Annotated in this window: 28 protein-coding genes; 3 read left to right on the top strand and 25 right to left on the bottom strand. The window is 56.7% G+C overall.

The genetic code is table 11. The annotated features are described in order from the left end of the window. Positions 1–77: 77 nt before the first annotated feature. From AC2FIM_RS09590 to AC2FIM_RS09580, 3 genes are all read right to left on the bottom strand, one after another. Positions 78–1637, bottom strand: coding sequence for a trimethylamine methyltransferase family protein (locus AC2FIM_RS09590; RefSeq protein WP_271950153.1), 1560 nt, complete (start codon positions 1635–1637; stop codon positions 78–80). A 118-nt stretch (positions 1638–1755) separates the two neighbouring features. Continuing rightward, a complete protein-coding gene (locus tag AC2FIM_RS09585) occupies positions 1756–2451 on the bottom strand; it encodes an HAD family hydrolase (protein WP_271950155.1) in 696 nt (231 codons plus the stop codon). A gap of 25 nt (positions 2452–2476) precedes the next feature. Continuing rightward, the gene (locus AC2FIM_RS09580; RefSeq protein WP_142634849.1) at positions 2477–2761 is read right to left on the bottom strand and encodes a DUF3572 domain-containing protein; all 285 of its coding nucleotides are present in this window, start codon (positions 2759–2761) and stop codon (positions 2477–2479) included. A 66-nt stretch (positions 2762–2827) separates the two neighbouring features. Here AC2FIM_RS09580 and AC2FIM_RS09575 point away from each other — a divergent pair, with 66 nt between their 5' ends. Beyond that, on the top strand, positions 2828–4249 hold the full coding sequence (locus AC2FIM_RS09575) for a diguanylate cyclase (RefSeq protein WP_496689766.1): 1422 nt from the start codon (positions 2828–2830) through the stop codon (positions 4247–4249). A 5-nt stretch (positions 4250–4254) separates the two neighbouring features. Here AC2FIM_RS09575 and AC2FIM_RS09570 read toward each other — a convergent pair whose 3' ends face one another. Genes AC2FIM_RS09570 through AC2FIM_RS09555 form a run of 4 tightly spaced genes read right to left on the bottom strand, consistent with a single transcriptional unit; the run spans position 4255 to position 6147 of the window. Continuing rightward, positions 4255–4728: a periplasmic heavy metal sensor gene (locus tag AC2FIM_RS09570; protein WP_271950157.1), complete on the bottom strand. Its 474-nt coding sequence runs from the start codon at positions 4726–4728 to the stop codon at positions 4255–4257. Further along, positions 4725–5072 (bottom strand): hypothetical protein, encoded by a 348-nt coding sequence (locus AC2FIM_RS09565; RefSeq protein WP_271950159.1) that lies wholly within the window; start codon positions 5070–5072, stop codon positions 4725–4727. The genes AC2FIM_RS09570 and AC2FIM_RS09565 overlap by 4 nt, the downstream gene beginning before the upstream one ends. Further along, positions 5059–5673 (bottom strand): RNA polymerase sigma factor, encoded by a 615-nt coding sequence (locus tag AC2FIM_RS09560; RefSeq protein ID WP_496731966.1) that lies wholly within the window; start codon positions 5671–5673, stop codon positions 5059–5061. The genes AC2FIM_RS09565 and AC2FIM_RS09560 overlap by 14 nt, the downstream gene beginning before the upstream one ends. 6 nt (positions 5674–5679) lie before the next feature. Beyond that, positions 5680–6147, bottom strand: a complete 468-nt coding sequence (locus AC2FIM_RS09555; protein ID WP_142634858.1) for an EF-hand domain-containing protein — start codon at positions 6145–6147, stop codon at positions 5680–5682. A gap of 222 nt (positions 6148–6369) precedes the next feature. Between AC2FIM_RS09555 and AC2FIM_RS09550 the strand changes: the two genes are divergently transcribed. Then, entirely contained in the window at positions 6370–6768 is a 399-nt protein-coding gene (locus tag AC2FIM_RS09550; RefSeq protein WP_271950164.1) for a DUF983 domain-containing protein, read from the top strand. 25 nt (positions 6769–6793) lie between these two features. Then, positions 6794–7498 (top strand): NUDIX hydrolase, encoded by a 705-nt coding sequence (locus tag AC2FIM_RS09545; RefSeq protein WP_271950304.1) that lies wholly within the window; start codon positions 6794–6796, stop codon positions 7496–7498. 6 nt (positions 7499–7504) lie between these two features. Here AC2FIM_RS09545 and AC2FIM_RS09540 read toward each other — a convergent pair whose 3' ends face one another. The 18 genes from AC2FIM_RS09540 to nuoF form a co-directional block, all read right to left on the bottom strand. Continuing rightward, complete coding sequence (locus AC2FIM_RS09540; RefSeq protein ID WP_271950165.1) at positions 7505–9172, bottom strand: ribonuclease J; 1668 nt, start codon at positions 9170–9172, stop codon at positions 7505–7507. Next, positions 9169–9948 carry a type III pantothenate kinase gene (locus tag AC2FIM_RS09535; protein ID WP_271950166.1) on the bottom strand — a complete coding sequence of 260 codons (780 nt, stop codon included), beginning with the start codon at positions 9946–9948 and terminating at the stop codon, positions 9169–9171. The genes AC2FIM_RS09540 and AC2FIM_RS09535 overlap by 4 nt, the downstream gene beginning before the upstream one ends. An 11-nt stretch (positions 9949–9959) precedes the next feature. Next, complete coding sequence (locus tag AC2FIM_RS09530; RefSeq protein WP_271950167.1) at positions 9960–10709, bottom strand: biotin--[acetyl-CoA-carboxylase] ligase; 750 nt, start codon at positions 10707–10709, stop codon at positions 9960–9962. Positions 10710–10745: 36 nt separating this feature from the next. Next, entirely contained in the window at positions 10746–12188 is a 1443-nt protein-coding gene (gene nuoN / locus AC2FIM_RS09525; RefSeq protein WP_271950168.1) for an NADH-quinone oxidoreductase subunit NuoN, read from the bottom strand. Between the two features lie 15 nt (positions 12189–12203). Further along, complete coding sequence (locus AC2FIM_RS09520) at positions 12204–13748, bottom strand: NADH-quinone oxidoreductase subunit M (protein ID WP_271950170.1); 1545 nt, start codon at positions 13746–13748, stop codon at positions 12204–12206. After that, positions 13748–15898 carry an NADH-quinone oxidoreductase subunit L gene (gene nuoL, locus AC2FIM_RS09515; protein WP_496731964.1) on the bottom strand — a complete coding sequence of 717 codons (2151 nt, stop codon included), beginning with the start codon at positions 15896–15898 and terminating at the stop codon, positions 13748–13750. Before nuoL ends, AC2FIM_RS09520 begins: the two co-directional genes overlap by 1 nt. Before the next feature lie 6 nt (positions 15899–15904). After that, the gene (nuoK, locus tag AC2FIM_RS09510; protein WP_050602759.1) at positions 15905–16210 is read right to left on the bottom strand and encodes an NADH-quinone oxidoreductase subunit NuoK; all 306 of its coding nucleotides are present in this window, start codon (positions 16208–16210) and stop codon (positions 15905–15907) included. After that, a complete protein-coding gene (locus AC2FIM_RS09505) occupies positions 16207–16740 on the bottom strand; it encodes a hypothetical protein (protein WP_142634876.1) in 534 nt (177 codons plus the stop codon). The genes nuoK and AC2FIM_RS09505 overlap by 4 nt, the downstream gene beginning before the upstream one ends. A 98-nt stretch (positions 16741–16838) precedes the next feature. Continuing rightward, complete coding sequence (locus tag AC2FIM_RS09500) at positions 16839–17441, bottom strand: NADH-quinone oxidoreductase subunit J (protein ID WP_496731962.1); 603 nt, start codon at positions 17439–17441, stop codon at positions 16839–16841. After that, on the bottom strand, positions 17438–17848 hold the full coding sequence (locus tag AC2FIM_RS09495; RefSeq protein WP_142634878.1) for a carboxymuconolactone decarboxylase family protein: 411 nt from the start codon (positions 17846–17848) through the stop codon (positions 17438–17440). Before AC2FIM_RS09495 ends, AC2FIM_RS09500 begins: the two co-directional genes overlap by 4 nt. Further along, entirely contained in the window at positions 17845–18339 is a 495-nt protein-coding gene (gene nuoI / locus AC2FIM_RS09490) for an NADH-quinone oxidoreductase subunit NuoI (RefSeq protein ID WP_037307839.1), read from the bottom strand. The genes AC2FIM_RS09495 and nuoI overlap by 4 nt, the downstream gene beginning before the upstream one ends. A 1-nt stretch (position 18340) precedes the next feature. Continuing rightward, on the bottom strand, positions 18341–19378 hold the full coding sequence (gene nuoH / locus AC2FIM_RS09485; RefSeq protein ID WP_142634879.1) for an NADH-quinone oxidoreductase subunit NuoH: 1038 nt from the start codon (positions 19376–19378) through the stop codon (positions 18341–18343). 204 nt (positions 19379–19582) lie between these two features. Next, positions 19583–21604 carry an NADH-quinone oxidoreductase subunit NuoG gene (gene nuoG, locus AC2FIM_RS09480; protein WP_496677485.1) on the bottom strand — a complete coding sequence of 674 codons (2022 nt, stop codon included), beginning with the start codon at positions 21602–21604 and terminating at the stop codon, positions 19583–19585. An 8-nt stretch (positions 21605–21612) separates the two neighbouring features. Beyond that, positions 21613–22038 (bottom strand): DUF5333 family protein, encoded by a 426-nt coding sequence (locus AC2FIM_RS09475; protein ID WP_496708076.1) that lies wholly within the window; start codon positions 22036–22038, stop codon positions 21613–21615. 20 nt (positions 22039–22058) lie between these two features. Next, positions 22059–22463, bottom strand: coding sequence for a DUF5333 domain-containing protein (locus AC2FIM_RS09470; RefSeq protein WP_271950189.1), 405 nt, complete (start codon positions 22461–22463; stop codon positions 22059–22061). Positions 22464–22561: 98 nt separating this feature from the next. Next, complete coding sequence (locus AC2FIM_RS09465) at positions 22562–22945, bottom strand: hypothetical protein (RefSeq protein ID WP_142634885.1); 384 nt, start codon at positions 22943–22945, stop codon at positions 22562–22564. After that, complete coding sequence (locus tag AC2FIM_RS09460) at positions 22945–23361, bottom strand: MAPEG family protein (protein WP_271950191.1); 417 nt, start codon at positions 23359–23361, stop codon at positions 22945–22947. Before AC2FIM_RS09460 ends, AC2FIM_RS09465 begins: the two co-directional genes overlap by 1 nt. A 5-nt stretch (positions 23362–23366) precedes the next feature. Next, on the bottom strand, positions 23367–24665 hold the full coding sequence (nuoF, locus tag AC2FIM_RS09455) for an NADH-quinone oxidoreductase subunit NuoF (protein WP_142635179.1): 1299 nt from the start codon (positions 24663–24665) through the stop codon (positions 23367–23369). Positions 24666–24671: the final 6 nt, after the last annotated feature.

Genomic DNA, 24671 nt, shown 5'->3' with positions numbered 1-24671 from the left:
GTTAACAAACACCCAACACGCGGGCGTCACCACATAGAATTCACGCAAGTATCGAAGTGGAAGTGACTGAGATTACGCTAGAAATCTGTCGGCGCTCCGCCTTCGGTTTTGCGTCGTGCGACAAAGTCGGCAAGCTCTTCCCGGATGCCCTCATCCATTGCCGGAGCTTCAAAGCTGGTGATGATTTCCTTGAACATGTGATGCGCGCGCTCAGCGGTCCAGACGCCTCCTGCGACTTCCCAACCCTCATAATTCTTCCAGTCACTCAGAAACGGCTGATAAAACGCGGTGGTATAGCGATCCTGAGTGTGCTGAATGCCAAAGAAATGCCCGTCATTGCCGACTGACCGGATCGCATCCAGAGCAATCTCGTCGGGGCCGGTTGCCGTCAATTCCGGCTGCATATACCGCTGAATTTGCTGCAATATCTCGCAATCCATAATGAACTTTTCAGGGCTTGCGATCAGGCCACCCTCAAGCCAACCTGCAGCGTGATAGACCATGTTGGTGCCCGATTGCACCGCCGCCCATAATGAGTTCGAGGTCTCCCACACAGATTGGCCATCCGGAACGTTTGCCGCGCAGACACCCGAAGACCGCAGGGGCAGGTCATAAAATCGGGCCATCTGGCCGGTCATCTGTGTCGCCCGCATGTATTCCGGCGTTCCAAAAGCCGGAGCACCAGATTTCATATCCACATTCGAGGTGAACGTACCGATGACACAAGGAATCCCTGGTCGCACATATTGGAACAATGCAATCGCGCACAGAGCCTCAGCCAGGGATTGCGCTACTGCACCGGCCATTGTGACGGGGGCCATCGCCCCGGCCAAGGTGAACGGCGTCACAACAATCGCCTGCCCGCGCCGCGCCAACCTCAGGCAACCGTCGATCATGGGCTGATCGTGCTTCAACGGCGAAGTCGAGTTGATGTTGGTATACATCCTCGGCTTGGCTTCGAATTCTTCATGGCTCAGACCCCCTGCGATCCGCACCATTTCCATGACGTCTTCGACGCGTTCCTTGCCCAGCGAATAGGCATGCATCGCCTTATCGGTCAGAGTCAGCTTGTCGTAGAGAACATCCAGATGCCGGACGCTGGCATGTATATCCACTGGCTCGACCGGGTATCCGCCGGCAAAATGGATACAGTTGAAATACTGCGTCAACTTCAACAGGTTCCGGCACATCTCGCGATTTCCCGGTACCTTGGTGCCAATCTCCATATCCCAGTAGTTCGGCGGGGACGACACATTTCCGAACAGCAGGTTTTTGCCCCCGATCTCGATTGCGCGGTCGGGATTACGCGGTGTGATGGTAAAGGTGGATGGGGCTTTACGCACCATTTCCATGACAAAGTCCCGGCCCATTCGAACGTTGTCACCGTTGATCGTACATCCGGCCTCACGCAGGATTCCGATTGCCTCTTCGTTGTAGAACTCGATCCCGATCTCTTCGAGAATCCGCATTGCGCCCTCGTGGATCGCCGCGACGCCAATCTCGTCCAACGGTTCGGTTGGTTTGTCGGTGTTGATCGGAGGGCTCCACGGCATCTGATCAATAACCGCTGCGCCCCGTCTCTCGGCGGCACCGGCCCGTCCTCCGCTGCGACCTCTGCGTGCTTTCTTGTCGGTCATTGGACACTCCTCGGAACTTGGCTTTCTAGAAGCAAGCCCCGAACGCGTACTGTTGGCCGCTCTGTCTGCGACAGGCTATGTCGGTTTCGACGTCTGAACCGCCGAATTCACAGCCCGATCACGCATTTTCGTACAACCAAGCAGGTATATGTCCGATGTTTGGCAAGACGACATCGGCCATCGCTTCGAGCGTTTCTGCACGCGCCAGACCCGTCAGAACCCCGATCGTCTTCATACCTGCTGCCCGTCCGGCCTGGAGATCATGCAGGCTGTCGCCCACCATTGCTATGTTTTCTGGGTTTACCCCCACATGCTGCGCAAAGGCGAAGAGTTGACCCGGGCCTGGCTTGAATCCGTGCCCACTGTCATAACCGGCGACAAAATCGAAATGTTCGCGGATTCCTGCAGACGAAAGATGCTCGGATGCGGGCATTTCTCCGTCATTGGTCGCAACACCCAGTTTCAGCCCTGCCTCACGCAGCCCCTCAAGGAACGGGATAAGTGGAACGGCCTGGGCTTGCGGAGATGAGGCCGACTCGGCATTCAACAGATCCACCAACTCTTCGCGCGGCATTTCCGGGAGGTGCGGCTCTAGAACCTCGGCGATTTCTTCGACGGTGCCCGCAATGACAACACTGTCCTCAGAATAGGCAACCTGTTCGAGGTCAAAGCCGATCACCTGCCCAAGCTCGGCCGCCCGGGCATGATCTCCGTTCGTCACTCGCAGTAAAAAATTGCGCCCGAACGTGCCCCAGGTTTCCGCGAAATCAAACAGGGTACCGTCTTTGTCAAACAGGATGGCTTGGATTGGCATTGTGAAACTCCTGCCCGGTAGGCTTTCAGGTCCAATGAACTTCCGCGCCGCCGGACAACAAGGCGCGGGCCTGGCCCGGCTGATCATACGGCACAGAATTGACGTCACAAAACTCGACTACCCACGAATCGTCAAGCATTAGAAAATCCAGAACAGAGCCCAGAAACTCCGGCTCTGCTGCCCTGTCTTTTATGTCCTGCACCGAAGCCCCCGTCGAACCCAGAAATACAGGCAGCAGGTCATCATTGCCCACAAGCCAGGCAAGGGCATTCAGCGCCAGCGTCTCGGCGGATTGAGCGGAAATTGGCATAAAGAAGCCCCTGATCTGATATTGGAAAGGGTTTGTTAACCAGAGTCATAAACACTTTAGCAACGCATGCAATCAACGGTGACTGATATGTCGGTGCAAGGCACGATCCTTGTCCTGGACGGGACCTCAACCAATCGAATTATGCTGAAGGTACAGCTTACCGCGGCCTGGTATCACGTCGCACAGGGGGAAAATCTGCGGGGTCTTGATGGGCTGTTGAAACGTGTGCGCCCCGATTTGATCTTAACCGCGCAGTCATTGCCGGATGGAACGGCGGCAGATGTCAAGAAAGTGGTAATGGCCGACCCGGATCTGGCGGATATACCCATTGTCGCTATCGCGCCGCAAAACGACAAATCCGCAAGGTTGAGGGCATTGTCAGATGGGTTGGACGATGTATTGGCGCACCCGTTCAAGGACACGTTGTTGCTAGCTCGGGTTCGCAGCTTGCTAAGGGCACGCGCCGATACGCAGGAATTGCAAGACAATAGCGGATCGCCATGTTTGGGATTTGCTGAAGCGACAAGCGCCTTTGCTACGCCACCCAAAGCTGCGCGCGCCGCCCTACTGACGCAATCCGCTAAAACCGGGGCGCTTTGGCAGAAGGCGCTGTCCGAACATACGCATCACAGTCTGTCAATTCACACGATATCGAACCTTCACCGCCTGCTTTCCGGCCCCATCCCGGACGCGATTATTGTCGAAATTGATGGCGAATCTTCAGGCCTGAGTATTCTGGCGGATTTGAAATCGCGCGGGGCAACACGGCACACGGTGCTGATCGGCATCTTGAGAAAGGATGACGCGTCTCTGGCTGCCGAAGCGCTGGATCGTGGCGCGGATGCCATCTGTATGGCGGGGCTCTGCCCCCGTGAAACTCTGTTGCGGCTTGATAACCAGCTCGCCCGCAAAAGCCGAATTGACCAGATGCGGGATTCTTTGCGGCGTGGCATCGCGGAATCCTGGGTGGATCCACTGACCGGCCTGCATAACCGCCGCTATGCAATGCGAGCATTGAAGCAAATCGCCCGGCAGTCTGCGCAGACCGGGCTCGGGTTTACCGTGATGGTGGCCGATCTGGACCATTTCAAATCAATCAACGACAAGTTTGGCCATGCCGGAGGCGATCAGGTCTTGATCGAAACAGCCAGGCGCATGCGCAATTCCATTGGTTCTGACGGCTTTGTGGCACGGATCGGTGGCGAAGAATTCTTGATCGGTCTGCCTGAAACTACGGGGCCTCGAGCATTGGGGATCGCACGAACCGTCTGCGACGACATCTGCCAGTGTCCATTTGACCTATCCGAGGCCGCCGAACCAATCGCAGTGACAATCAGCATCGGCCTCATTACAGCTGATGACAACACGTTTCGCCGGGGCATCCCACCCGCACCATTGGACAACATGATAAAATCTGCGGATACAGCCCTGTATGCTGCGAAAAAGGCGGGACGCAATCAGGTCATGGTCCAGGATCACGCAGCCTGATCCGGTCAGTCGTGTTTTCTGCCCGCTTTCGATTTTCGGTGCACCACATCTTCCAGACGATCAGCGTATTCGACGCGTTCTTTCGGGCTCATGGCTGACACACGGATCAGCCACTGTTCCTGCAAAGCAGACTGCATCTCTGACATCACCTGCGCCTGCTGACCCAACAAAGCCTCTACAGCGTCAGCCGCAAAGGGTTCGGCGCGAAGTGCGTCGCCAAGGGCTTGAAAATCCGCCGCCCGATGATCGACACCTTGGCGGTGCAGGCCCGAAAGCTCGGCCCGCATCGCCTGGCGTTCATGCTTGGGAAGCGCGCGATAAAGCGCCGATCCAAATCCCGGAGGGGTTTTGACGTGGTCATTGTTTCTGACGCGCAGCGCCGTGCCAACAACCGCACCGACGACTAGCAGATTGATAGCAAGGGACACGATCAGCAGGACAGGCATCCACCGGCGTTTAGGTTTTGACTGTTCGCTCATTCGCCTTCCTCCAGGAAGATTGTATTCAGATCCATATCCGCAACCTCAAAGCCAGAGGATTGCGAATAAAGCAACGTCGCCGGATCAGGCAAAAAGGCCGGGGCAGTCAATCCAATCCAGATGCCAGCAATGCCCGCGGCCGCCAAACCTCCCATCCCCTGCCAGCCAAAGAAACTATCCAATGCCTGTGCCCAGAACCCTTGGGGTGATTTCTGAAGCCTTTGCAAACGAACGGTTTCCGCATCGGCCAGAATACGACGGGCGAGAGCATCGGGTAACGGCTCATCTTCTTGACGAGCACGTAAAAACAGGTGATTCAGGTCGCTATTTTCATCCATCGGCATATCCCAACTCGTCTCTTCTTGTGGCTAACTGCTGTGCCAGTGCCCGCTTTCCCCGAGCTGTCAGACTCTCTACAGCTTCGACGGAAACATCCATGATTCCCGCGATTTCGGGATTGGGCAACTCTTCGATGTGGCGCAAGACAACAGCCTGACGTTGCCGGTCCGGAAGTTGCGCCAACGCGAACTGCAGTGCGTCCAACCTGGCGGCATCCTGAAGGTGTTCGGTTGCACTGATCGCATCGCTTTCAGGTTCGGCAACATCAGAAAGACTTTCCGCCGATTTCTTCCGCCGAATATCGACACACAGGTTCAGAGTGACCCGGTAAAGCCAAGTCGACACCTTTGCCTGTCCAGCAACCCAATCCGGCGCCATCTTCCATAGGCGCATCATGGCTTCCTGTGTGACATCTTCGGCTTCGGCCCGGTCGTTCAACAGCCTGAGCGCCACCGAAAAACTGCGCGGCCCAAGCCGATCGGTCAAAATGCGTGCCGCATCAGCGTCACCCTCGGCGAACCGCCGCAACAATGCATCGTCTCCGGGGTCGCCCGCAGCCTGACTTTGGCTGCGAGCCCCCGTTGATGAGGTACTCAGGTCCCGCATCCTCCATTAGCTGTCGTCGGTGCCAGCCTTGTCACGTTTTTTGTGGTGCCAGCCCATCCGGTTTTTCGCATCGGCAAATTCCTGTTCCGAGATCGTGCCATTTTTGTCCGCGTCGATGCGGTCAAACATCTTGCCAGCACGGCGCGGCTTGGGCAACTCATCATCGGACAAGAGGCCATCTTGATTGGCATCGTGCTTTTCGAACATTTGATTCACACGCTCATTCGCCTTCTTCTGGCTAGCCGCTTGCATCTCGTCGACGCTCAACATGCCGTCGCCATTGGTGTCAGCATTGGTGAAACGCTGTTGCCTATAGGTTTGCATTTCTTCCTGCGTGACCTGACCATCATTGTTCAGGTCCAGCTCTTGAAAGGTCACGTCCTCTCGGCCTTTCGGACCGACAGCCAAGGCGGTTGTGCCTGTCAATGCAATGGCCGATACCAGAATGGCCGGGATAAGTTTCGCGCTTTTCATATCGTTTTCCTTTGTTTCTCGCGACCGGTTTGTCGCTGCTCACATAGGTTAAAACGGTGCAGTTTTCGGTTTCCGTCGCCCAATTTGAATTTTTTCTGTTGCTCACTGCCATCGACCACATAATTTCCGGACATCTCATCGCGGCACAAAGCGACGCACCCCCCTTTTCTGTGGGGCAAAACAAGCGCAATATCAGGGCAATCTGAATGCGCGAGTTTCAAAATGACAGATCAAACGATCGACACAATATCCGAGAACGACCGTCCAACCCGGCCTGCGCTAATCAAAGGCTTCCGCTGCCGCTGCCCAAAATGCGGTGAAGGCAAGCTGTTGCACAGCTACCTGAAAGTGAATGACAGCTGCAGCAGCTGTGGTCAGGAACTGTTTCATCACCGTGCGGATGACGGTCCAGCCTATCTGACGATCCTGTTGGTCGGTCACCTGCTGGCGCCCGCTTTGCACATCTCTTATGTCCAGTGGCGCCCTGACCCGCTGAACATGTTCCTGATTTTTGCATTCGGATGTACAGCCTTGACACTGTTCCTGCTACCGCGACTTAAAGGGGCCGTTGTCGCCTATCAGTGGGCACGACGGATGCATGGATTCGAAACGGACCGATGACCGGAATGATTGGGTCGGCCCTGAGATGAGTACGGACAAAACGGCTATACGGAACGCTGCAACAGTTATCGTGTTGCGGGACCGGATGACGAACCCTTCCATTTTGATGGGTCAAAGGGGCGCAAAAGCCGTTTTTATGCCGAACAAATTCGTGTTTCCGGGTGGCGCGGTAGACGCAGAGGACGCCCTGGTCCCGCTATCGGCTGACATGTCCCAGCTCTGCCGCGATCGGCTTGCTGAACAGTCTCCGCCCGGGCTGCAGAATGCTTTGGCGGCCGCCGCAATCCGCGAGCTCTGGGAGGAAACTGGCCTGGTGCTTGGAGTTCCCGGCGCTTGGACAGGTGAGGTGCCGATTGACTGGCAAAGCTATGCAGAGGCAGGATTTCTGCCCTCTGCACAGGCATTGCAGTTTGTTTTTCGCGCCGTCACCCCGCCCGGCCGTACGCGCCGGTTCGATGCACGATTCTTTTTGGTAGATGCAGACGCCCTGCAAGGCGATCTGGATGACTTTGGCCGCGCTTCGGATGAGTTGTCTCACCTGCAATGGGTTCCGTTGAACAAGGCGCGCGAGCTTGATCTTCCCTTCATAACCGAAGTTGTTCTGGCCGAAGTCGCAGCCCGGGTCACACGACCCGAACCACCCCAAAGCGTTCCGTTCTTCCTCAATCAAGAAGAACAAAGCCTGTTCTTACAGATCAAAGGCTATCCAATGTCCGAACAGGACTTCTAGCCGAACCTACTTCATTCGGCTGATCACCGTGGTCACCTCGGGCTTTTTGCCGATCTCGGTCTTTGCTGTCTGACGCACGATCCGGCGCAGTGCCTCTTCCAGCTTGTCATCGTCGCGCCGTGTTTTGGCATCCGCCCGCATGAGGAATTGGTTCAGGTCCTCTTCCAGAACTTCAACCAGTGCTGCGCGCGATGTTCCGGTCTCGGCCAAGCCCATCGTATCGCACCAAGGTTCACCTAACGGTTCGTCTTCTTCGTCTAAAATAACCGTCACGGTCACATGCCCGTTCAAGGCCATGCGAATGCGGTCGCGGACAACTCCATCCAAGGCTCCGACCTTTACGGTTCCATCCAGATAAGTTCGGCCTGTCTCGACGTAGTCGACGACCTTGGGGGCATTGCCGCTGAGATCCAGCATCGTGCCATTGACTGCCACAACCCCGGTACGACCACCCGCTTCGGCCAGTTTAGCATGTTCGCGCAGATGTCGGTGTTCACCATGCATGGGAATAACCATCTGTGGGTTGACTATGGCGTGCACTTTTTCCAGATCAGGCCGGTTGGCATGGCCAGAGACGTGATACAGACCCGAGCTGTCATCCACCACATCAACGCCCTTTTCGCTGAGCTGGTTCATGATGAAGATTACGCCCTTCTCATTGCCCGGTATCGTCTTCGACGAGAACAGGAACAGATCGCCTTCCTTCAACTCGATCCCGCGGTATTTACCGCGTGCAAGCTGGGCACTGGCCGCACGGCGTTCACCCTGGCTGCCGGTTACGATCAGCATCAGGTTCTGGCGCGGGATATCTACGGCCTCTTCGGCGCTGATAACCTTGGGAAAATCCGTGAGAATACCGGTTTCCGTCGCGGCCTCAATCATCCGCCGCATCGCACGACCTAACAGAACGACCGAGCGTCCCGCGCGCTGCCCAGCCTCGGCCAGCGTCTTCACCCGTGCGACATTCGAGGCAAAAGTCGTCGCAACCACCATTGATTTGGCATTTTCGACCAATTTGGTGATCTCAGGCCCGACCTCGGATTCCGAGCGGCCTGCATGCGTTGAAAACACGTTCGTGCTGTCGCAGACCAATGCTTTCACACCGTCCTTTGAAATCTCTGCCCAAAGGTCCTGATCAAACGGTTCACCTACCACAGGGTTGGCATCCAGCTTGAAATCCCCTGTATGCACGATCCGCCCCGCAGGCGAGTCTATGACAAGCGCCGCACTTTCGGGGATAGAGTGCGATACCGGCAAAAACCCGACTGTAAACGGGCCAACCGTCACCTGTTCAGGCCAGGCTGACAGGGTCTGAACCGCGTCTGTCGGATGGGCTTTCTCTTCCATCTTGCGACGCGCGAGATTTGCGGTGAAAGCGCGTGCATAGATCGGGGCGCCTAAATCGTCATAGCAATGCGCCACAGCGCCGACATGATCTTCGTGGGCATGGGTGACGAATACCGCCTCAAGCCGGTCGGCACGTTCTTTTAGCCAGTTGATATCGGCATGGATCAGGTCGACACCGGGTGTTGTGTCCATATCTGGGAAGGTTACACCAAGATCGACAAGGATCAGCTTCTCCTTTCCCGGCTTGCCATAGCCATAGACATAGGCATTCATCCCAATTTCGCCCGCCCCGCCCAGGGGCAGATAGATCAGTCGTTCACTGCTCATGTTGAGCCATTTTCCTTGTTATAGCGATGGATCACGGTCAGTCCGTGCATCGTCAAATCGTCTTCTATAGCGTCAAACCCAACATCTGCCTGATCGAACAGAGGCGCAAGCCCCCCAGTCCCCACGACTTTCATCGGCATGCCATATTCCGCCTTTATCCGGGCAATCAGCCCTTCGATCAGACCGGAATAGCCCCAATACACGCCAGATTGAATGCAGCCAACCGTATTTGTTCCAATCACTTTTTCGGGACGTGTGATGTCGATATGCGGCAACGCGGCGGCCCCCTGGTGCAACGCCTCAAGGCTCAGGTTTACACCTGGAGCGATGATGCCGCCGACATATGCTCCATCCGAAGACACCACGTCAAAGTTGGTGGCCGTTCCAAAATCGACAACAACCACATCCCCGCCATGCCGTTCAAACGCCCCGGCAGCATTGGCCAGGCGATCCGGGCCAGGGACCGTACCCTCATCAATGCGCGGGCTGACAGGCAGCAGACACTCCGGCTTGCCCACGACCAATGGGCGACAGCCAAAGAACCGGTCCGCAAAGACGCGCAGATTGAAAACCACACGCGGCACGGTCGAGGCGATAATCACATCGGTGATATCAGCTTGGATCTCATAATGTTTGACCAGCGTAGAGTACCAGGTGAAATAGGCATCCGCCGTACGGGCATGGTGCGTAGATGTGCGCAGCGTGCAGACGAATTCCTCACCGTCCCAGATCGAGAAAACGGTATTGGTGTTGCCGCAGTCGATGGCTAGAAGCATTGGTGCCCCTTTCAGAAAAATACGTCTGCCGCAGGTATGCTGACGCGGCCCTTCGCGGTGTTTAGGACAAGGTTACCCCGTGCGTCCACCGTTTCGAAGGTCCCGACGGTCTCAGTGGTGACAGTACGCGCGGTGATGACCTCACCCAGCTTAGCTGCGCGGGACAACCAAGCAGAGCGGATGGGTTCGAACCCGTAGGTTACAAACTGGGCCTCAAAACGCGCATAGGCCGATGCAAGCTCGGTCAAAAAATCTTCGGTGGTGACATCTGCCCCTGTCTCGGACAACAGCGAAACCGGCCTTAGCGCGCCTGGTTCGACTTTATCTGCAGTCGGTGCCTGCGCGAGATTGACGCCGATGCCGATTGCCAAATGCGAGACGTCCCGCCCCTGCCCGGTACTTTCCAGCAGTATCCCCGCAAGCTTGCCACCGTTCAGCAACACATCATTGGGCCATTTTAGCGACAAACCCGATATGCGCCCGGTAACCGCCACACATGCATCAAACAGGGCCAAGGCGGCGACAAAACTGCGCAGAGCGGCCTGTTCCGGGCGTCCTGCGGGCCGCATCAGCAGCGTTGCGGCAAGATTTCCCTCGGGGTTGGTCCAGACCCGTCCGCGCCGACCGCGCGCCTGTGTCTGGCTGTGCGCTAGGATCCAGACCGGACCCTGAGCCATCGGCGCGATCCGGGCGGCTTCGTTCAGAGTGCTATCGACCTCTTGCAATACATGCAGGCCATATCCATCCGGCCAATCGCTCATGTCACAAGAACATTAGGCCGCGGGCAATGGTCGAAATCAGTTAACAAGCGTCGCCGCTGCAGCTGCCGCTGCGCCCTCAATCCCAAACTGATAGAATACGCCAACCAACATCAATGCAGCTGACCCCATCAGAGCAACCCACAGAACCGGAGACGAATTTGCGTCGATCGGGTCGTCATTCTCGGCACCGAAATACATATAGTATACGATCCGTAGGTAATAGAATGCACCGATCACCGAGGCGATGGCAGACATGATAACCAGACCGGTCAGGCCAGCCTCAATACCCGCTTGCCAGACGCCGAATTTCGCAAAGAACCCAAGCATCGGTGGAACACCGGCAAGGCTGAACATCAGGATCAGCACGGCCAGAGCCTTACCCGGATCGCGTTTGGAATACTGGCGCAAGGCGTCAATGTCGGTAACAGGTTTACCGTCCCGTTCCATCATCAGGATAAAGGCGAAAGTTCCGACATTCATGGTCACGTAAATCGCCAGATACATCAGCATCGCCTTGATACCCAGCTCGGTCCCAGCCGCCAGTCCGATCAGCGCATACCCCATATGGGCAATCGACGAAAACGCCATCAGCCGTTTAATGTCGCGTTGTCCGATGGCAGCCACGGCCCCCAGCAGCATAGACAGAACAGACAAGAGTACGATCACCTGCTGCCAGTCCTTTACGACACCTCCAAATGCGTCGTGCAACACGCGCGCAAACAGGGCCATGGCGGCCACTTTGGGCGCCGTGGCGAAGAAGGCAGTGACTGGTGTGGGCGATCCTTCATAGACATCGGGTGTCCACATGTGGAACGGAACGGCCGATACCTTGAACGCAAGCCCCGAGATCAGGAAGATCATCCCGAACAGCAACCCAAGGGTCACATCGCCGTGGTGAACTGTTTGAATGATGCCCGAGAACAGCGTGGTACCCGTAAAGCCGTAGACAAGCGAAGCCCCATACAGCAGCAAACCCGAGCTAAGCGCGCCCAGAACGAAATATTTCAGGCCAGCCTCGGTGGATTTGGCGCTGTCACGACGCAGCGCAGCCACAACGTAGAGTGCCAGCGATTGCAGCTCGAGACCCATATACAGAGACATCAGGTCACCCGCGCTGACCATCATCATCATGCCGACAGCGGCAAGCGCCACCAGCAAAGGGTATTCGAAACGCAACAACCCGCGGCGGGTCATATAGTCCTGGCTCATCATCAAAACGGCTGCGGCAGATAGCAGGATCGCCACTTTGGCAAAGCGCGAGAACCCGTCATCAACAAACATGCCGTTAAACGCGATGTTTGTTCCGTCGCCATTTGTTGCGATCCAGAACGCCAGCAGCGCCATCAGCCCTGCTGTCACCCAGACCAATGTCGGCGCAAGCCCGTCCTTGGTGGTGTAAACAGCCGCAAGCAATGCCGCCATCGCATATAGTGCCAAAACGATCTCTGGCAGGATAATTGTCAGATCAGCCTGGATCATGTCTCCAAAGCCTCCTTAATGCGAGGCGGCTGTCTGGGTCGCGGTCTCAGCCGCGGCCAGAGCCGTATCATAGTTCGAAATCAGCGCGGCAGTCGAGTTGCCAATCACATCTGTTACCAGCGATGGATACACACCCAGCAGGATCGTCATGACGATCAGGGGGGCAAATATCAACCGCTCGCGCGAGCTCATATCAGTCATCGCCTTGAGGCTTTCTTTGATAAGATCCCCAAATACAACCCGACGATACAGCCACAAAGCATATCCCGCCGAGAAGATAACACCAGTCGCGGCCACAGCAGTCACCCAGGTATTGACCTGGAATGCGCCCATCAGGGTCAGGAACTCTCCGATGAACCCACTGGTGCCCGGCAGGCCAACATTGGCCATGGTGAACAGCATGAAGACCAGCGCGTAGGCCGGCATCCGGATTACCAGACCGCCATAGGCCTCGATATCGCGGGTGTGCATCCGGTCATAGATCACGCCGACACACAGGAAGAGCGCCGCCGAGATGAACCCGTGGCTGAGCATCTGGAAGATGGCTCCGTCGACACCCTGCTGGTTTGCCGCAAAGATGCCCATGGTGACAAAGCCCATATGCGCGACCGAGGAATAAGCAATCAGCTTTTTCATGTCCTCCTGCACCAGAGCAACCAGCGATGTGTAAACCACAGCGATGGCCGACATCCACAGCACCAGATCTGTCATCACCGCCGACCCCACCGGGAACATCGGCAGGCTGAACCGCAGGAAGCCATAGCCACCCATCTTCAACAGGATCGCCGCCAGCACGACCGACCCTGCGGTCGGCGCCTGCACGTGTGCATCCGGCAGCCAGGTGTGGACCGGCCACATCGGCATCTTCACCGCAAATGAGGCAAAGAACGCCAGGAACATCAGCGTCTGCATACCGCCTACGATATGGATGCCCAGAACGGTAAAGCTGTCGGACGAGAAATGATGCGCCATCAGCGCTTCGATATCCGTCGTGCCTGCATCCGCATACATCGCAACCATAGCCACCAGCATCAGCACAGAGCCAAGGAACGTGTAGAGGAAGAACTTGAAGCTGGCATAGATGCGCTCTTTACCACCCCAGATGCCGATGATCAGGAACATCGGGATCAGACCCGCTTCGAAGAACAGGTAGAACAGCACCAGGTCCAGCGCCATGAACACGCCAAGCATCAGCGTTTCCAGCAGCAGGAAAGCAATCATGTATTCCTTGACGCGGTCTGTCACATTCCAGCTGGCCAGAATTGTCAGCGGCATAATGAAAGTGGTCAGCAACACGAACAGGACGCTGATGCCATCCACACCCATCTTGTATTTCAGACCCATCAGCCACTGGCCCTCTTCCACCATCTGGAAGCCGGTGTTTTCAGGATCAAAGCCAGTATAGATGCCAATCGAGACCAGGAAGGTCACCGTCGTCGCAACCATGGCCACCCATTTGGCATTGCGTTGCGCGGCTGCGTCGTCGCCCTGCAGAAACAGCGCCAGTATGGCGGCCGCCGCTGCGGGGATGAAGGTGACGATCGAGAGGATATTGTCCATTAGTGTGCGCCTCCGCCGATCGACATCCAGGTGACCAGGGCAGCAATTCCCAGGACCATCCAGAAGGCATAGGTAAATATGTAACCAGTCTGCGCCTTGCCTGCGAGGCGGGTGAAGAATGGCACGATGCCCATCGCTACCCCGTTCAGGAAACCGTCAATCGTGTTGCCGTCTCCGCGTTTCCACAGGAACCGCCCAAGTGCCAAGGCAGGTTTGACGAAGATCGCGTCATAGATCTCATCAAAGTACCATTTGTTCAGCAGGAACAGATAAAGCGGACGCTGGTTTGCTGCCAAGCGCGCGGGCAACGTCGTATTCACGATATAGAACCAATAGGCCACGATGAAACCAAGCAGCATCGCAACGAAGGGTGAGACCTTGACCCATTTCGGAACAGCATGCGCATCGTCCAGCACATGATTGTCCGGTGCGATGTAGAGCGCGCCTTCTCCGGGCGTTCCAACAAAGGCATAATGGTGATCGCCGCCCTGCGCGTCCTTCTCACCATGGCTGTCCTCCGCGTGACCAGCATCCGCATGCGTATCGTCGCCGTGATCATCTTCGGCATGGGTATCGTCCCCATGCGCGCCCTCTGCCGCGTGGCCATCCACCGAAGCCTCTGCAACCGGAATGCCATAGAACTGGCCGACCTTGTCGGTGTGGCCAAAAAAGTTGCCATACCAGATCATCCCGGCGAAAACCGCACCCAGCGACAGAACGCCCAGCGGAACCAGCATGACCAACGGGCTTTCATGCGCATGGTCGTGCGTGTGTTTGTCCCCGCGCGGCTCGCCATAGAAGGTCAGGAAAATCAGACGCCAGCTGTAGAATGACGTAAATACCGCCGCAATCACCAGCATCCAGAACGCATAGCCCGTACCGCCCGCAAAGGCGCTTTCGATGATCGCGTCTTTCGACAGGAACCCGGCAAAGCCAAATGTGGTCAGAGGAATGCCAACCCCAGTAATAGCCAGCGTACCGATCATCATCGCCCAAAACGTATAGGGGATTTTCTTCCGCAACCCGCCATATTCCGTCATCTCTTGCTCGTGATGCATCGCGTGGATCACGGAACCAGCGCCAAGGAACAGCAGCGCCTTGAAGAACGCGTGCGTCAACAGGTGGAACATGGCAGCCGAGTACATACCAACGCCCGCGGCAACGAACATGTAACCCAGCTGCGAACAGGTCGAATAGGCGATAACGCGTTTGATATCGGTCTGAACCAATCCCACGGTCGCTGCAAAGAACGCCGTCGAAGCGCCGAGGAAGGTGATGAAACCAGTAGCCCCCGGCGCGAACTCCATCAGCGGCGACATGCGGCAGATCAGGAATACACCCGCAGTCACCATGGTCGCGGCGTGGATCAGGGCTGATACAGGCGTCGGACCTTCCATCGCATCCGGCAACCAGGTGTGCAGGAACAACTGTGCCGATTTGCCCATCGCACCGATGAACAGCAGAACGCAGATCACTTCGATCGCGGTCCATTCACCCCACAGGAAGTGCAGCTTCTCTTCGGCCAATGCCGGGGCAGAGGCGAAGATGTCCGAGAAATTGATGCTGTCGGTCAGCAGGAATAGCGCAAAGATACCAAGCGCAAAGCCAAAGTCCCCAACCCGGTTGACGATAAACGCCTTCATCGCAGCGGCGTTGGCGGTGGGCTTGCGATAGTAGAACCCGATCAGCAGATAAGACGCGACGCCCACACCTTCCCAGCCAAAGAACATCTGAACCAGATTGTCCGCCGTCACTAGCATCAGCATGGCAAAGGTAAAGAAGGACAGATAGGCAAAGAAACGTGGCTTATAGCTTTCGCCTTCGCGCCATTGCGGATCGTGATCCATGTAGCCAAAGGAATACAGGTGCACCAGCGCCGAGACGGTCGTCACCACGATCAACATGATTGCTGTCAGCCGGTCCAGACGAATGGCCCAGCTTGTCGAGAGCGAGCCGCTTTCGATCCAGCGCATGATCTCGATCTGCTGGGTGTGGCCGTCGAACGTCAGGAAGACGATCCACGACAGCAAACAGGCCAGAAACAGCAGGCCCGTGGCGGTCCACATGGCGGCTTTCTCGCCTATGAACTTCCAGCCGAACCCGCACAGGATCGCGCCCACCAGCGGGGCAAAGAGGATGGTGGTTTCCATGTGCCCTTACCCCTTCATCATATTGACATCTTCAACCGCGATCGAGCCGCGGTTGCGGAAGAAGCAGACCAGAATGGCCAGCCCGATCGCCGCTTCGGCCGCCGCCACGGTCAGCACGAACAGCGTAAACACCTGCCCGACCAGATCGCCCAGGAAGCTGGAGAACGCCACAAGGTTGATATTCACCGCCAGCAGCATCAGTTCGATGCTCATCAGCAGGATGATGACGTTCTTGCGGTTCAGGAAGAGACCGAAGATGCCGATGACGAACAGCGTCGCCGCGACCGTAAGATAGTGTTCAAGTCCGATCATAGCTTCGCTCCTGGCGAGTCGGGGTAGTAAAGTTTGCAGCCGCAAAAAGCGTCTATCGAATCGTTGCCCAAACGGTATTTGTAGAATTCCTCGAATTCGCTTTCGTCGTATGAACGAAGTCCAATCTCCGACGCTTGGGCGCGCAAATCACTAACGTTGTCAATTTCAGAAAGCTCTAGCGGGCCTTCGGGCGCTAGATGGTGTCCAATTAGGCTTGGCGTATATCCCGCAATGTGAGCTTGACCTTCTTCCGGATAAGGTCCTTTCCCAAGCAGGATGGCAGCCTGCACATTCTGGCAATCGGTGATCACCAAGTTGGTTTCAGGATTACAAGCATCCAGACTGTGGACCGTTTGCACCAGCAAGCCTGATTTGATCTTGTTAACTGGTGTACCAAAATAATTATCGTATTCGCCAGCAAAGGCAAAACTGCAGTACTGCCCACGGGCAACCGGAAATATGCCCTCACCACCTTCTTGGTCGCGGATCTTTTCGAGGACATCCCAATGATACTCTGTACCCGTATCCATCAGGACTCCCGCCATAGAGGCTGACGAACAAGCGTAGGAAGCACCGCTTGACGCAACCCAAGCGAAACAGATCGCTAGGATATGCTTCGTTACTTTTTTCACAACCCCTGCCCCGGTTTCACGTCTTTCAGTTCCATCGCCTTGGCCGGGTCGCGCATCATCTGGCCGATGATGTCCTGACGCTTGATGTCCTGACGGTGGCGCAGGGTCAGCACGATGGCTCCGATCATGGCCACCAGCAGGATCAGGCCCGCAAGCTGGAACAGAAGGAAGTATTGATCGTAAAGAATAACGCCCAGCGCCTCGGTGTTGTGGCGGTCCGCCGGGACCGGCTGAGCCAGATTGGCCGCAGCACCTTGCGCGCTGTCCCAAGCCCCAAAGGCCATGACAAACTGCATCAGGATGACCAGACCGATCAGCAAGGCCAGCGGCATATAGCGTGCCATCTCGGCCTTGAGCTCAGCAAAATCCACGTCCAGCATCATCACCACGAACAAGAACAGCACCGCGACCGCGCCGACATAGACGATGATCAGCAGCATCGCCACGAACTCAGCCCCCAGCAGCACAAACAATCCTGCCGCGGACAGGAAGGACAGGATCAACCACAGCACGGAATGCACCGGCTGGCGGCTGATCACCGTGAACAGCCCGCCGGTGATGGCGCTGACGGCGAACAGATAGAAGGCAAAGACGGTCATTGATCCTCATCCTCGTTATCGCCCATGACCTCTTGCGCCAATTCCAGCGCGCGGGTCATGGCCGGGATGCCGGCAAAGACCGACATCTGACCGATCGTTTCCACGATCTCTTGTTTCTTGGCACCGGCTTCCACAGCGTGGCGCACGGTCTGACGCACCGCCGCATCCGCCTGCGCGCCCTGACAGGTCAGCCCGGCCAGTGTCAGCAACAGGCGCGTTTTGGCATCCAACCCGTCTTTGTTGACGGTGTTGCCGAACATCATCTCCATGACTTCTTTCGGCATGGTCGGCCATAGAGTTTCGAACCCTTTGGGCGAGAAGCTCTCCATCGCAGGGTTCATCGCCTTGGCCATGTCCTGCGCCTGCTTCATCATCAGCTCAAACGGATTTGTCGGGGCGTCAGTCATCGGTACGGCGCGTCCATTTCCAGATTGCGGGCGATCTCGGCTTCCCAGCGCTCGCCGTTGTCGAGCAGTTTTTCCTTGTCGTAGAACAACTCTTCGCGGGTTTCCGTGGCGAATTCGAAATTCGGACCTTCGACGATGGCATCGACCGGGCAGGCCTCTTGGCAGAAACCGCAATAGATGCACTTGGTCATGTCGATGTCATAGCGCGTGGTACGGCGGCTGCCATCTTCGCGCGGTTCGGCGTCGATTGTAATGGCCTGTGCAGGGCAGATCGCCTCGCAGAGTTTGCAGGCAATACAGCGTTCTTCACCGTTGGGATAGCGACGCAGGGCGTGTTCACCGCGAAAACGCGGAGACAGAGGACCCTTTTCATGCGGGTAGTTCAGGGTGGCCTTCGGTGCGAAGAAGTACTTCAGTCCCAGCTTCATGCCGACCCAGAAGTCCTGTAGCAGGAAGTACTTGGCGGCGCGGGTGTAGTCGATTTGGGTCATGTCAGCCTCCTACGCTCCAGCGGGCGAATGCACCCCAGAACCAGTCGAATTTCGCCGCAAAGGCCACGAAGACTACCCAAGCCAGCGAGAAGGGCAGGAACACTTTCCAACCCAGCCGCATCAGCTGGTCATAGCGGTAGCGCGGCGTGATCGCCTTGACCATTGCGAAGAGGAAGAAGAAGAACGCCATCTTCGCGACCATCCACAACACGCCGTCGGGCAGGCCCGGGATCGGGGACAGCCAGCCGCCGAAAAACAGCAGCGTGGTCAGCGCGCACATCAGGAAAATGGCGATATATTCACCAGCCATGAACAACAGGAAAGGCGTGGCCGAGTATTCGACCTGATAGCCCGCTACCAGTTCGGATTCCGCCTCTGGCAGGTCAAACGGTGGGCGGTTGGTTTCGGCCAGCGCCGAGATAAAGAACAGGAAGACCATAGGGAAATGCGGCAACCAGTACCAGCTGAAGAACCCAAAGCGCCCGTCTTGCGCATGCACGATGTCACCGAAGTTCATCGACCCGGTCGACAGGATCACACCGATGATGATCAGACCAATCGAGACCTCGTAGGAAATCATCTGAGCGGCAGAGCGCAATGAGCCAAGGAAAGGGTACTTTGAGTTCGACGCCCACCCCCCCATGATCACGCCATAAACCTCCAACGAGGACACGGCGAAGACATACAGGATGGCGACATTTATATCCGACAGCACCCAGCCGTCGTTGAACGGAATCACGGCCCAGGCGATCATCGCCAGAACAAATGAGGTCAACGGCGCGAGGATAAAGACGGTGCGGTCTGCACCCGCTGGGATAACCACCTCTTTAACCACATATTTCAGCGCGTCGGCCACCGATTGCAGCAGGCCATAGACGCCCACCACATTGGGGCCACGGCGCATCTGAACCGCCGCCCAGATCTTGCGGTCTCCATAGACAAGGAACAACAGCGAAATCATCACAAAGGCCACAACGGCAAGCACTTGTGCCAGAATGATGAGGGCTATTCCGCCTGGGGTGTTAAAGAATTCAGCCATTGGTCCTCACACCGTGGGTATTCCGTTTTCCGCACGAAATGCTAAGGCCATGTGCCTGCGCAAAGTGCGTCTGGGTCGGCGCGTTGGTGTAAACAGCATCTGCAGCCTCTACGCCACCCTTTTTATTCCGTTTCATAGGCAAAACAGGGGCGAGCCCCTGTCCGACGAGCACAGGGTCGAAATGCGATATGACAGAGTTTCGGTTCATTCCGCCGCGATCTTTTCGCCTTTGCGTGCCTGCGTCTGCGCCGATAGCTCAGCCATCAACTGCGAGGCCCGTGCAATCGGGTTGCTCAGGTAGAAGTCCTTGACGGTGTGACGGAAGCTCGCCTTGCCCAGAGGGCCGAGCTTCAGCGCCTGAACCTCGTTTTCGATCACCTCGTCGATACTGGCCAGATGCGGCACCGCCTCGATCAGCGCGGTGCGCAGTTGCGCCAGCGAGTCATAAGGCAGCGTTGCACCCAGTTCGGCAGACAAAGCGCGCAGGATCGCCCAGTTTTCCTTCGCCTCACCTGGTGCAAACCCGGCACGCATCGCCAGTTGCGGGCGGCCTTCGGTGTTCACGAACAAGCCGTTTTCCTCGGTATAGGCTGCGCCCGGCAGGATCACGTCGGCGCGGTGTGCACCTCGATCGCCATGGCTGCCCTGATAGATGACAAAGGCGCCGTCGCCGATTTCAACTTCATCGGCACCGAGATTATAGATCACATCCGCCGCGCTGATTGTATCCATGCCACCTTCGTTGGTGGCATCGACATCCATAGAACCAACACGTGAGGCGGCTGTGTGCAGGACAATCAAACCGCTTTCGGTATTCGCCGCAATGGTTTGCGCAGCGGCCAAAACCGCAGCGCCATCCGCTTCCTGCAATGCACCCTGACCAATGATGACCAACGAGCGTTTGCCCTTGACCTCATCATCTCCGCCCATATCCACCACCTGCTGCAATGCCGCACGATCATCGCCGACATGGTGGTAATCATAGGTCAGATCGACTGCTGGGCCGACCACAGCAATCTCGGCCCCATGCGCCCAGGCTTTGCGAATGCGCGCGTTCAGCACCGGCGCCTCATCACGCGGGTTGGTTCCGATCAGCAGAATGCGCTCGGCGCTGTCGATATCTTCGATCGCAGCGGTCCCGGCATAGGCCGCGCGGTTGCCCGTTGGCAACTTGGCGCCATCGGTACGGCATTCGACAACCCCGCCCTGCCCTTCAATCATCTGCTTCAGAGCAAACGTAGCCTCGACCGGGGCCAAGTCGCCCACGATACCGGCGGGCTTTTCAGCCCCTTTCAACGCCTCGGCCGCTTTGGTCAACGCCTCGGGCCACGTCGCCGGGCGCAGCTTACCGTTTTCACGCAAGTATGGCTTGTCCAGCCGCTGACGACGCAGGCCGTCCCACACAAACCGCGTCTTATCGCTGATCCATTCTTCGTTCACGCCATCATGATTGCGCGGCAAAAAGCGCATGACTTCGCGCCCTTTGGTATCCACACGAATGTTCGAACCCAATGCATCCATCACGTCGATGCTTTCGGTCTTGGTCAGTTCCCAAGGGCGCGCGGTAAAAGCATAGGGTTTCGAGGTCAGCGCCCCGACGGGGCACAAGTCGATGATATTACCTTGCAGATTCGAATCCAGCGTCTGGTTCAGATATGACGTGATCTCGGCGTCTTCGCCCCGTCCGGTTTGACCCATCTGAGTGATCCCGGCCACTTCGGTTGTAAAGCGCACGCAGCGGGTGCAACTGATGCAGCGGGTCATCGCGGTACCAACCAGCGGACCCAGATCCAGATCATCGACCGCGCGCTTGGCTTCCTTAAACCGCGTGCCCGACATCCCATAAGCCATCGCCTGATCCTGCAGATCGCACTCGCCACCCTGATCGCAGATCGGGCAATCCAGTGGATGGTTGATCAGCAAGAACTCCATCACTCCTTCGCGGGCCTTCTTGACCATGGGCGAGTTGGTTTTGACCACCGGTGCCTGCCCTTCCGGCCCTGGACGAAGATCGCGCACCTGCATGGCACAAGAGGCCGCAGGTTTGGGCGGCCCCCCAACAACTTCGACCAGACACATCCGGCAGTTCCCGGCAATCGACAGACGCTCGTGATAGCAAAAGCGCGGCACTTCGACCCCGGCCTGTTCGCAGGCCTGAATCAGGGTCATCGCACCATCGACTTCGATTTCCTGTCCGTCGATGTTAACTTTGCGGAGGTCAGACATGATTTAAACTACCCTTTCAGGAATGTGCCGATAGCAGATTTTTTGGCGATTTCGCTTCGCCCTGCCGAGCACATCGTATCTGGAACGCCAATCACGATGCCGTTTCCTTGGATATAACGAATAGCGTCGTCCTGTATCCGCTTCCGCGGCAAATTTCTTTCGAGATAGACAAAATCACTTTCCCGATACCCCTTGGCTTCTAGGTCGTCAGCTACCGTTTTCATGCTTTGCCTGATCTGCGATCGATTGAGCGACAAATTCGGACAAACGCCTGCAATCTGCTCTGCCATAGCGTTGGCAAAGGCCACATCATAGAGGCTCTGCGGAACCTGTGTACGAAACTGAGCGCGAGATGTGTCAGCGTCCAAAGCTTGGCTGGATGTTGACTCGCATCCAGCTAAGACCAAAAGCAAAACACCAGCAAAGCCCGTCATCAAAGCTCTGAAACCCATACTCAATTCGCCCTCAAATACACGCCGATGGCGCTGTTTCTTTCAATTTCCGCACGACCAAGCGTACAGAAGGAATTCGGCCGGTCATACGACACGCCATTTTGGGCCAGATAGGCCTCGCCCTTGGCGCGCATCCGGTCTTTTTCTGCATCCGAATCGACATAGGAGCGGATTTCACTGTCGGAATAGCCCAACTGGTTCGCCTTCGACCGCAAGCCCCACATCACACCAATCGCCTTCATACGCCGTCCGCTGATGGAGGGGCAGTATTCCGAAATTTCGTTCGCGATTGCGATGTAATAGAGTTCGTTGTCGATCTCTTTGACTTCGCGCAAGGGAGGTTTAGCCAAAGCAACCGCGGGCAGTGTCAGCGCCGTTGCAACGGCAAGCATTTTGATACCAGACATGACAAATCCTTTCGTCTTGGAAAGACCAAGACGACGGAGGCCAGCATTGCTATGCAATAGCAATGGGCCTGTCACGGCGTGATATGCAAAAACCCGCTTCATGGACGGCGGCAGCTCCCGGCAAAGGTTAGTCTGTCATCGTTGATCTGAAGGTTTTGTGGTTCGGTATCCGGCCCGACCTTCCAGTCGATCCTGGAGGATCCGAAATTCGCGATGCAAAACTTGGTGCCCTCATAACGGCCGGCCTCGCGTGCACCATCCAATGAGGCAGATACTCCTTTGATCACAACGGTGAAATCCGAAGGAGACGCTTTTTTGTTGATGTGCTTTGCTTTGGCTCTGAACGACTTGCCATCGAATAGAATACGATCTTCCGAAGGCTTAATCAGCCCGCAGGCCGAAACCGCCACCAGCAGTAAAACTGCGCCGATGAGGGAAACATTCTTGGTTCTGGTCACAAGATCAACAGTTCGTTCAATCATTAAAACGCCGCCACCAATGCCATGATCCCCATCACGAACATGCAAAGCCAGGCAACCACGTAAAGAACCGAACGCAAGCCAGAGTTCGGTTTACCCAGTCCACGCAGATGAACAAACAGCATTGCCAGACGCGAAACCAGTGCCACCGAGGCGAGCAAGTTTACCCAAAACGGGCTGACCCCCACCAAAATTGCCGCGATCGTCACCGCCGCAAAAGCAGGAAGCGTTTCAGTGCCGTTCAGATAGGCACGGTTCAGGCGATAAGCCCTGTCTGAATAATCTTGCTCGGGCGTGGCGCCTGGCGCCAGCCCCTTACCCTGTTTGGCCATTGCCGAAAATGGGGCTAGGAACAGGACGACTAGGGTGAAGATCATCACCGATGCAAGTGCATGGCCATAGTCCAAGAATACTTCCATTTGAATCACTCCGCTGCCATCGCACCCGTGCGGCCCGATTTCTGGGCCTTGATGCGGTCTTCGATTTCTTCCCGGAAATTGCGGATCAGGCCCTGGATTGGCCAAGCTGCCGCATCACCGAGGGCACAGATCGTGTGGCCTTCCACCTGTTTGGTTACGTCAAACAGCATGTCGATCTCTTCCAACTCGGCCTCACCGCGCACAAGGCGGTCCATGACGCGCATCATCCATCCGGTGCCTTCGCGACACGGCGTGCACTGACCGCAGCTTTCATGTTTGTAAAACTTCGACAATCGCCAGATCGCTTTGATTATATCGGTGGATTTATCCATCACGATCACGGCAGCCGTACCCAGGCCCGAGCCCAGATCGTTGCGCAGGTGGTCAAAGTCCATGATCGCGTCGCGCATATTCTCACCGCGCACACAGGGCACCGACGAACCACCCGGAATAACCGCCAGCAAATTGTCCCAGCCGCCGCGAATGCCGCCGCAATGGGTTTCGATCAGCTGTTCAAACGGGATCGACATCGCCTCTTCGACCACACAAGGGTTGTTCACATGGCCCGAGATCGCAAACAGCTTGGTGCCTGCATTGTTCTGACGGCCAAAGCCTGCGAACCAGTCGGCCCCGCGACGCAAGATCGTCGGCACTACCGCAATGGATTCCACATTGTTCACCGTGGTCGGGCACCCATACAGACCTGCGCCCGCCGGGAACGGTGGCTTCATCCGCGGCATGCCCTTTTTGCCCTCAAGGCTTTCGATCAGGGCAGTTTCTTCACCACAGATATAGGCGCCCGCCCCGTGATGCAGAAACAAGTCGAAATCCCAGCCTGACCCAGCGGCATTCTTGCCCAACAAACCGGCGTCATAGGCTTCGTCAATCGCGGCCTGCAGCGCCTCACGCTCGCGGATGTATTCACCGCGCAGGTAGATATAGCAAGTATGCGCATTCATCGCGAAAGAGGCTATCAGGCAGCCTTCGATCAGCGTATGCGGATCGTGGCGCATGATTTCACGGTCTTTGCAGGTGCCAGGCTCGGATTCATCCGCGTTCACCACCAGATAGGACGGGCGACCGTCACTTTCCTTGGGCATGAAGGACCACTTCAGACCGGTTGGAAAACCCGCACCGCCCCGGCCGCGCAGCCCTGAATCCTTCATCGTCTGGATGATCCAGTCGCGCCCGTTGCCGATCAGGCCAGCGGTGCCGTCCCAATGCCCCCGGGCCTGTGCACCGCGCAATGTACGCTCATGCATCCCGTAGATGTTGGTAAAGATCCTGTCCTGATCCTTCAGCATCATGTG

The organism is Ruegeria sp. CDSC052 (genome assembly GCF_059610685.1).
The sequence above is the reverse complement of the archived record's forward strand: the minus strand, read 5'-3'. Positions and strand labels throughout refer to the sequence as shown.

What these genes read in the sequence shown, in the direction of transcription:
- AC2FIM_RS09590 (WP_271950153.1), bottom strand. Translation starts at nt 1,637, where the DNA reads ATGACCGACAAGAAAGCACGCAGAGGTCGCAGCGGAGGACGGGCCGGT.
- AC2FIM_RS09585 (WP_271950155.1), bottom strand. Translation starts at nt 2,451, where the DNA reads ATGCCAATCCAAGCCATCCTGTTTGACAAAGACGGTACCCTGTTTGAT.
- AC2FIM_RS09580 (WP_142634849.1), bottom strand. Translation starts at nt 2,761, where the DNA reads ATGCCAATTTCCGCTCAATCCGCCGAGACGCTGGCGCTGAATGCCCTT.
- AC2FIM_RS09575 (WP_496689766.1), top strand. Translation starts at nt 2,828, where the DNA reads ATGCAATCAACGGTGACTGATATGTCGGTGCAAGGCACGATCCTTGTC.
- AC2FIM_RS09570 (WP_271950157.1), bottom strand. Translation starts at nt 4,728, where the DNA reads ATGAGCGAACAGTCAAAACCTAAACGCCGGTGGATGCCTGTCCTGCTG.
- AC2FIM_RS09565 (WP_271950159.1), bottom strand. Translation starts at nt 5,072, where the DNA reads ATGCCGATGGATGAAAATAGCGACCTGAATCACCTGTTTTTACGTGCT.
- AC2FIM_RS09560 (WP_496731966.1), bottom strand. Translation starts at nt 5,673, where the DNA reads ATGCGGGACCTGAGTACCTCATCAACGGGGGCTCGCAGCCAAAGTCAG.
- AC2FIM_RS09555 (WP_142634858.1), bottom strand. Translation starts at nt 6,147, where the DNA reads ATGAAAAGCGCGAAACTTATCCCGGCCATTCTGGTATCGGCCATTGCA.
- AC2FIM_RS09550 (WP_271950164.1), top strand. Translation starts at nt 6,370, where the DNA reads ATGACAGATCAAACGATCGACACAATATCCGAGAACGACCGTCCAACC.
- AC2FIM_RS09545 (WP_271950304.1), top strand. Translation starts at nt 6,794, where the DNA reads ATGAGTACGGACAAAACGGCTATACGGAACGCTGCAACAGTTATCGTG.
- AC2FIM_RS09540 (WP_271950165.1), bottom strand. Translation starts at nt 9,172, where the DNA reads ATGAGCAGTGAACGACTGATCTATCTGCCCCTGGGCGGGGCGGGCGAA.
- AC2FIM_RS09535 (WP_271950166.1), bottom strand. Translation starts at nt 9,948, where the DNA reads ATGCTTCTAGCCATCGACTGCGGCAACACCAATACCGTTTTCTCGATC.
- AC2FIM_RS09530 (WP_271950167.1), bottom strand. Translation starts at nt 10,709, where the DNA reads ATGAGCGATTGGCCGGATGGATATGGCCTGCATGTATTGCAAGAGGTC.
- nuoN (WP_271950168.1), bottom strand. Translation starts at nt 12,188, where the DNA reads ATGATCCAGGCTGATCTGACAATTATCCTGCCAGAGATCGTTTTGGCA.
- AC2FIM_RS09520 (WP_271950170.1), bottom strand. Translation starts at nt 13,748, where the DNA reads ATGGACAATATCCTCTCGATCGTCACCTTCATCCCCGCAGCGGCGGCC.
- nuoL (WP_496731964.1), bottom strand. Translation starts at nt 15,898, where the DNA reads ATGGAAACCACCATCCTCTTTGCCCCGCTGGTGGGCGCGATCCTGTGC.
- nuoK (WP_050602759.1), bottom strand. Translation starts at nt 16,210, where the DNA reads ATGATCGGACTTGAACACTATCTTACGGTCGCGGCGACGCTGTTCGTC.
- AC2FIM_RS09505 (WP_142634876.1), bottom strand. Translation starts at nt 16,740, where the DNA reads ATGGATACGGGTACAGAGTATCATTGGGATGTCCTCGAAAAGATCCGC.
- AC2FIM_RS09500 (WP_496731962.1), bottom strand. Translation starts at nt 17,441, where the DNA reads ATGACCGTCTTTGCCTTCTATCTGTTCGCCGTCAGCGCCATCACCGGC.
- AC2FIM_RS09495 (WP_142634878.1), bottom strand. Translation starts at nt 17,848, where the DNA reads ATGACTGACGCCCCGACAAATCCGTTTGAGCTGATGATGAAGCAGGCG.
- nuoI (WP_037307839.1), bottom strand. Translation starts at nt 18,339, where the DNA reads ATGACCCAAATCGACTACACCCGCGCCGCCAAGTACTTCCTGCTACAG.
- nuoH (WP_142634879.1), bottom strand. Translation starts at nt 19,378, where the DNA reads ATGGCTGAATTCTTTAACACCCCAGGCGGAATAGCCCTCATCATTCTG.
- nuoG (WP_496677485.1), bottom strand. Translation starts at nt 21,604, where the DNA reads ATGTCTGACCTCCGCAAAGTTAACATCGACGGACAGGAAATCGAAGTC.
- AC2FIM_RS09475 (WP_496708076.1), bottom strand. Translation starts at nt 22,038, where the DNA reads ATGACGGGCTTTGCTGGTGTTTTGCTTTTGGTCTTAGCTGGATGCGAG.
- AC2FIM_RS09470 (WP_271950189.1), bottom strand. Translation starts at nt 22,463, where the DNA reads ATGTCTGGTATCAAAATGCTTGCCGTTGCAACGGCGCTGACACTGCCC.
- AC2FIM_RS09465 (WP_142634885.1), bottom strand. Translation starts at nt 22,945, where the DNA reads ATGATTGAACGAACTGTTGATCTTGTGACCAGAACCAAGAATGTTTCC.
- AC2FIM_RS09460 (WP_271950191.1), bottom strand. Translation starts at nt 23,361, where the DNA reads ATGGAAGTATTCTTGGACTATGGCCATGCACTTGCATCGGTGATGATC.
- nuoF (WP_142635179.1), bottom strand. Translation starts at nt 24,665, where the DNA reads ATGCTGAAGGATCAGGACAGGATCTTTACCAACATCTACGGGATGCAT.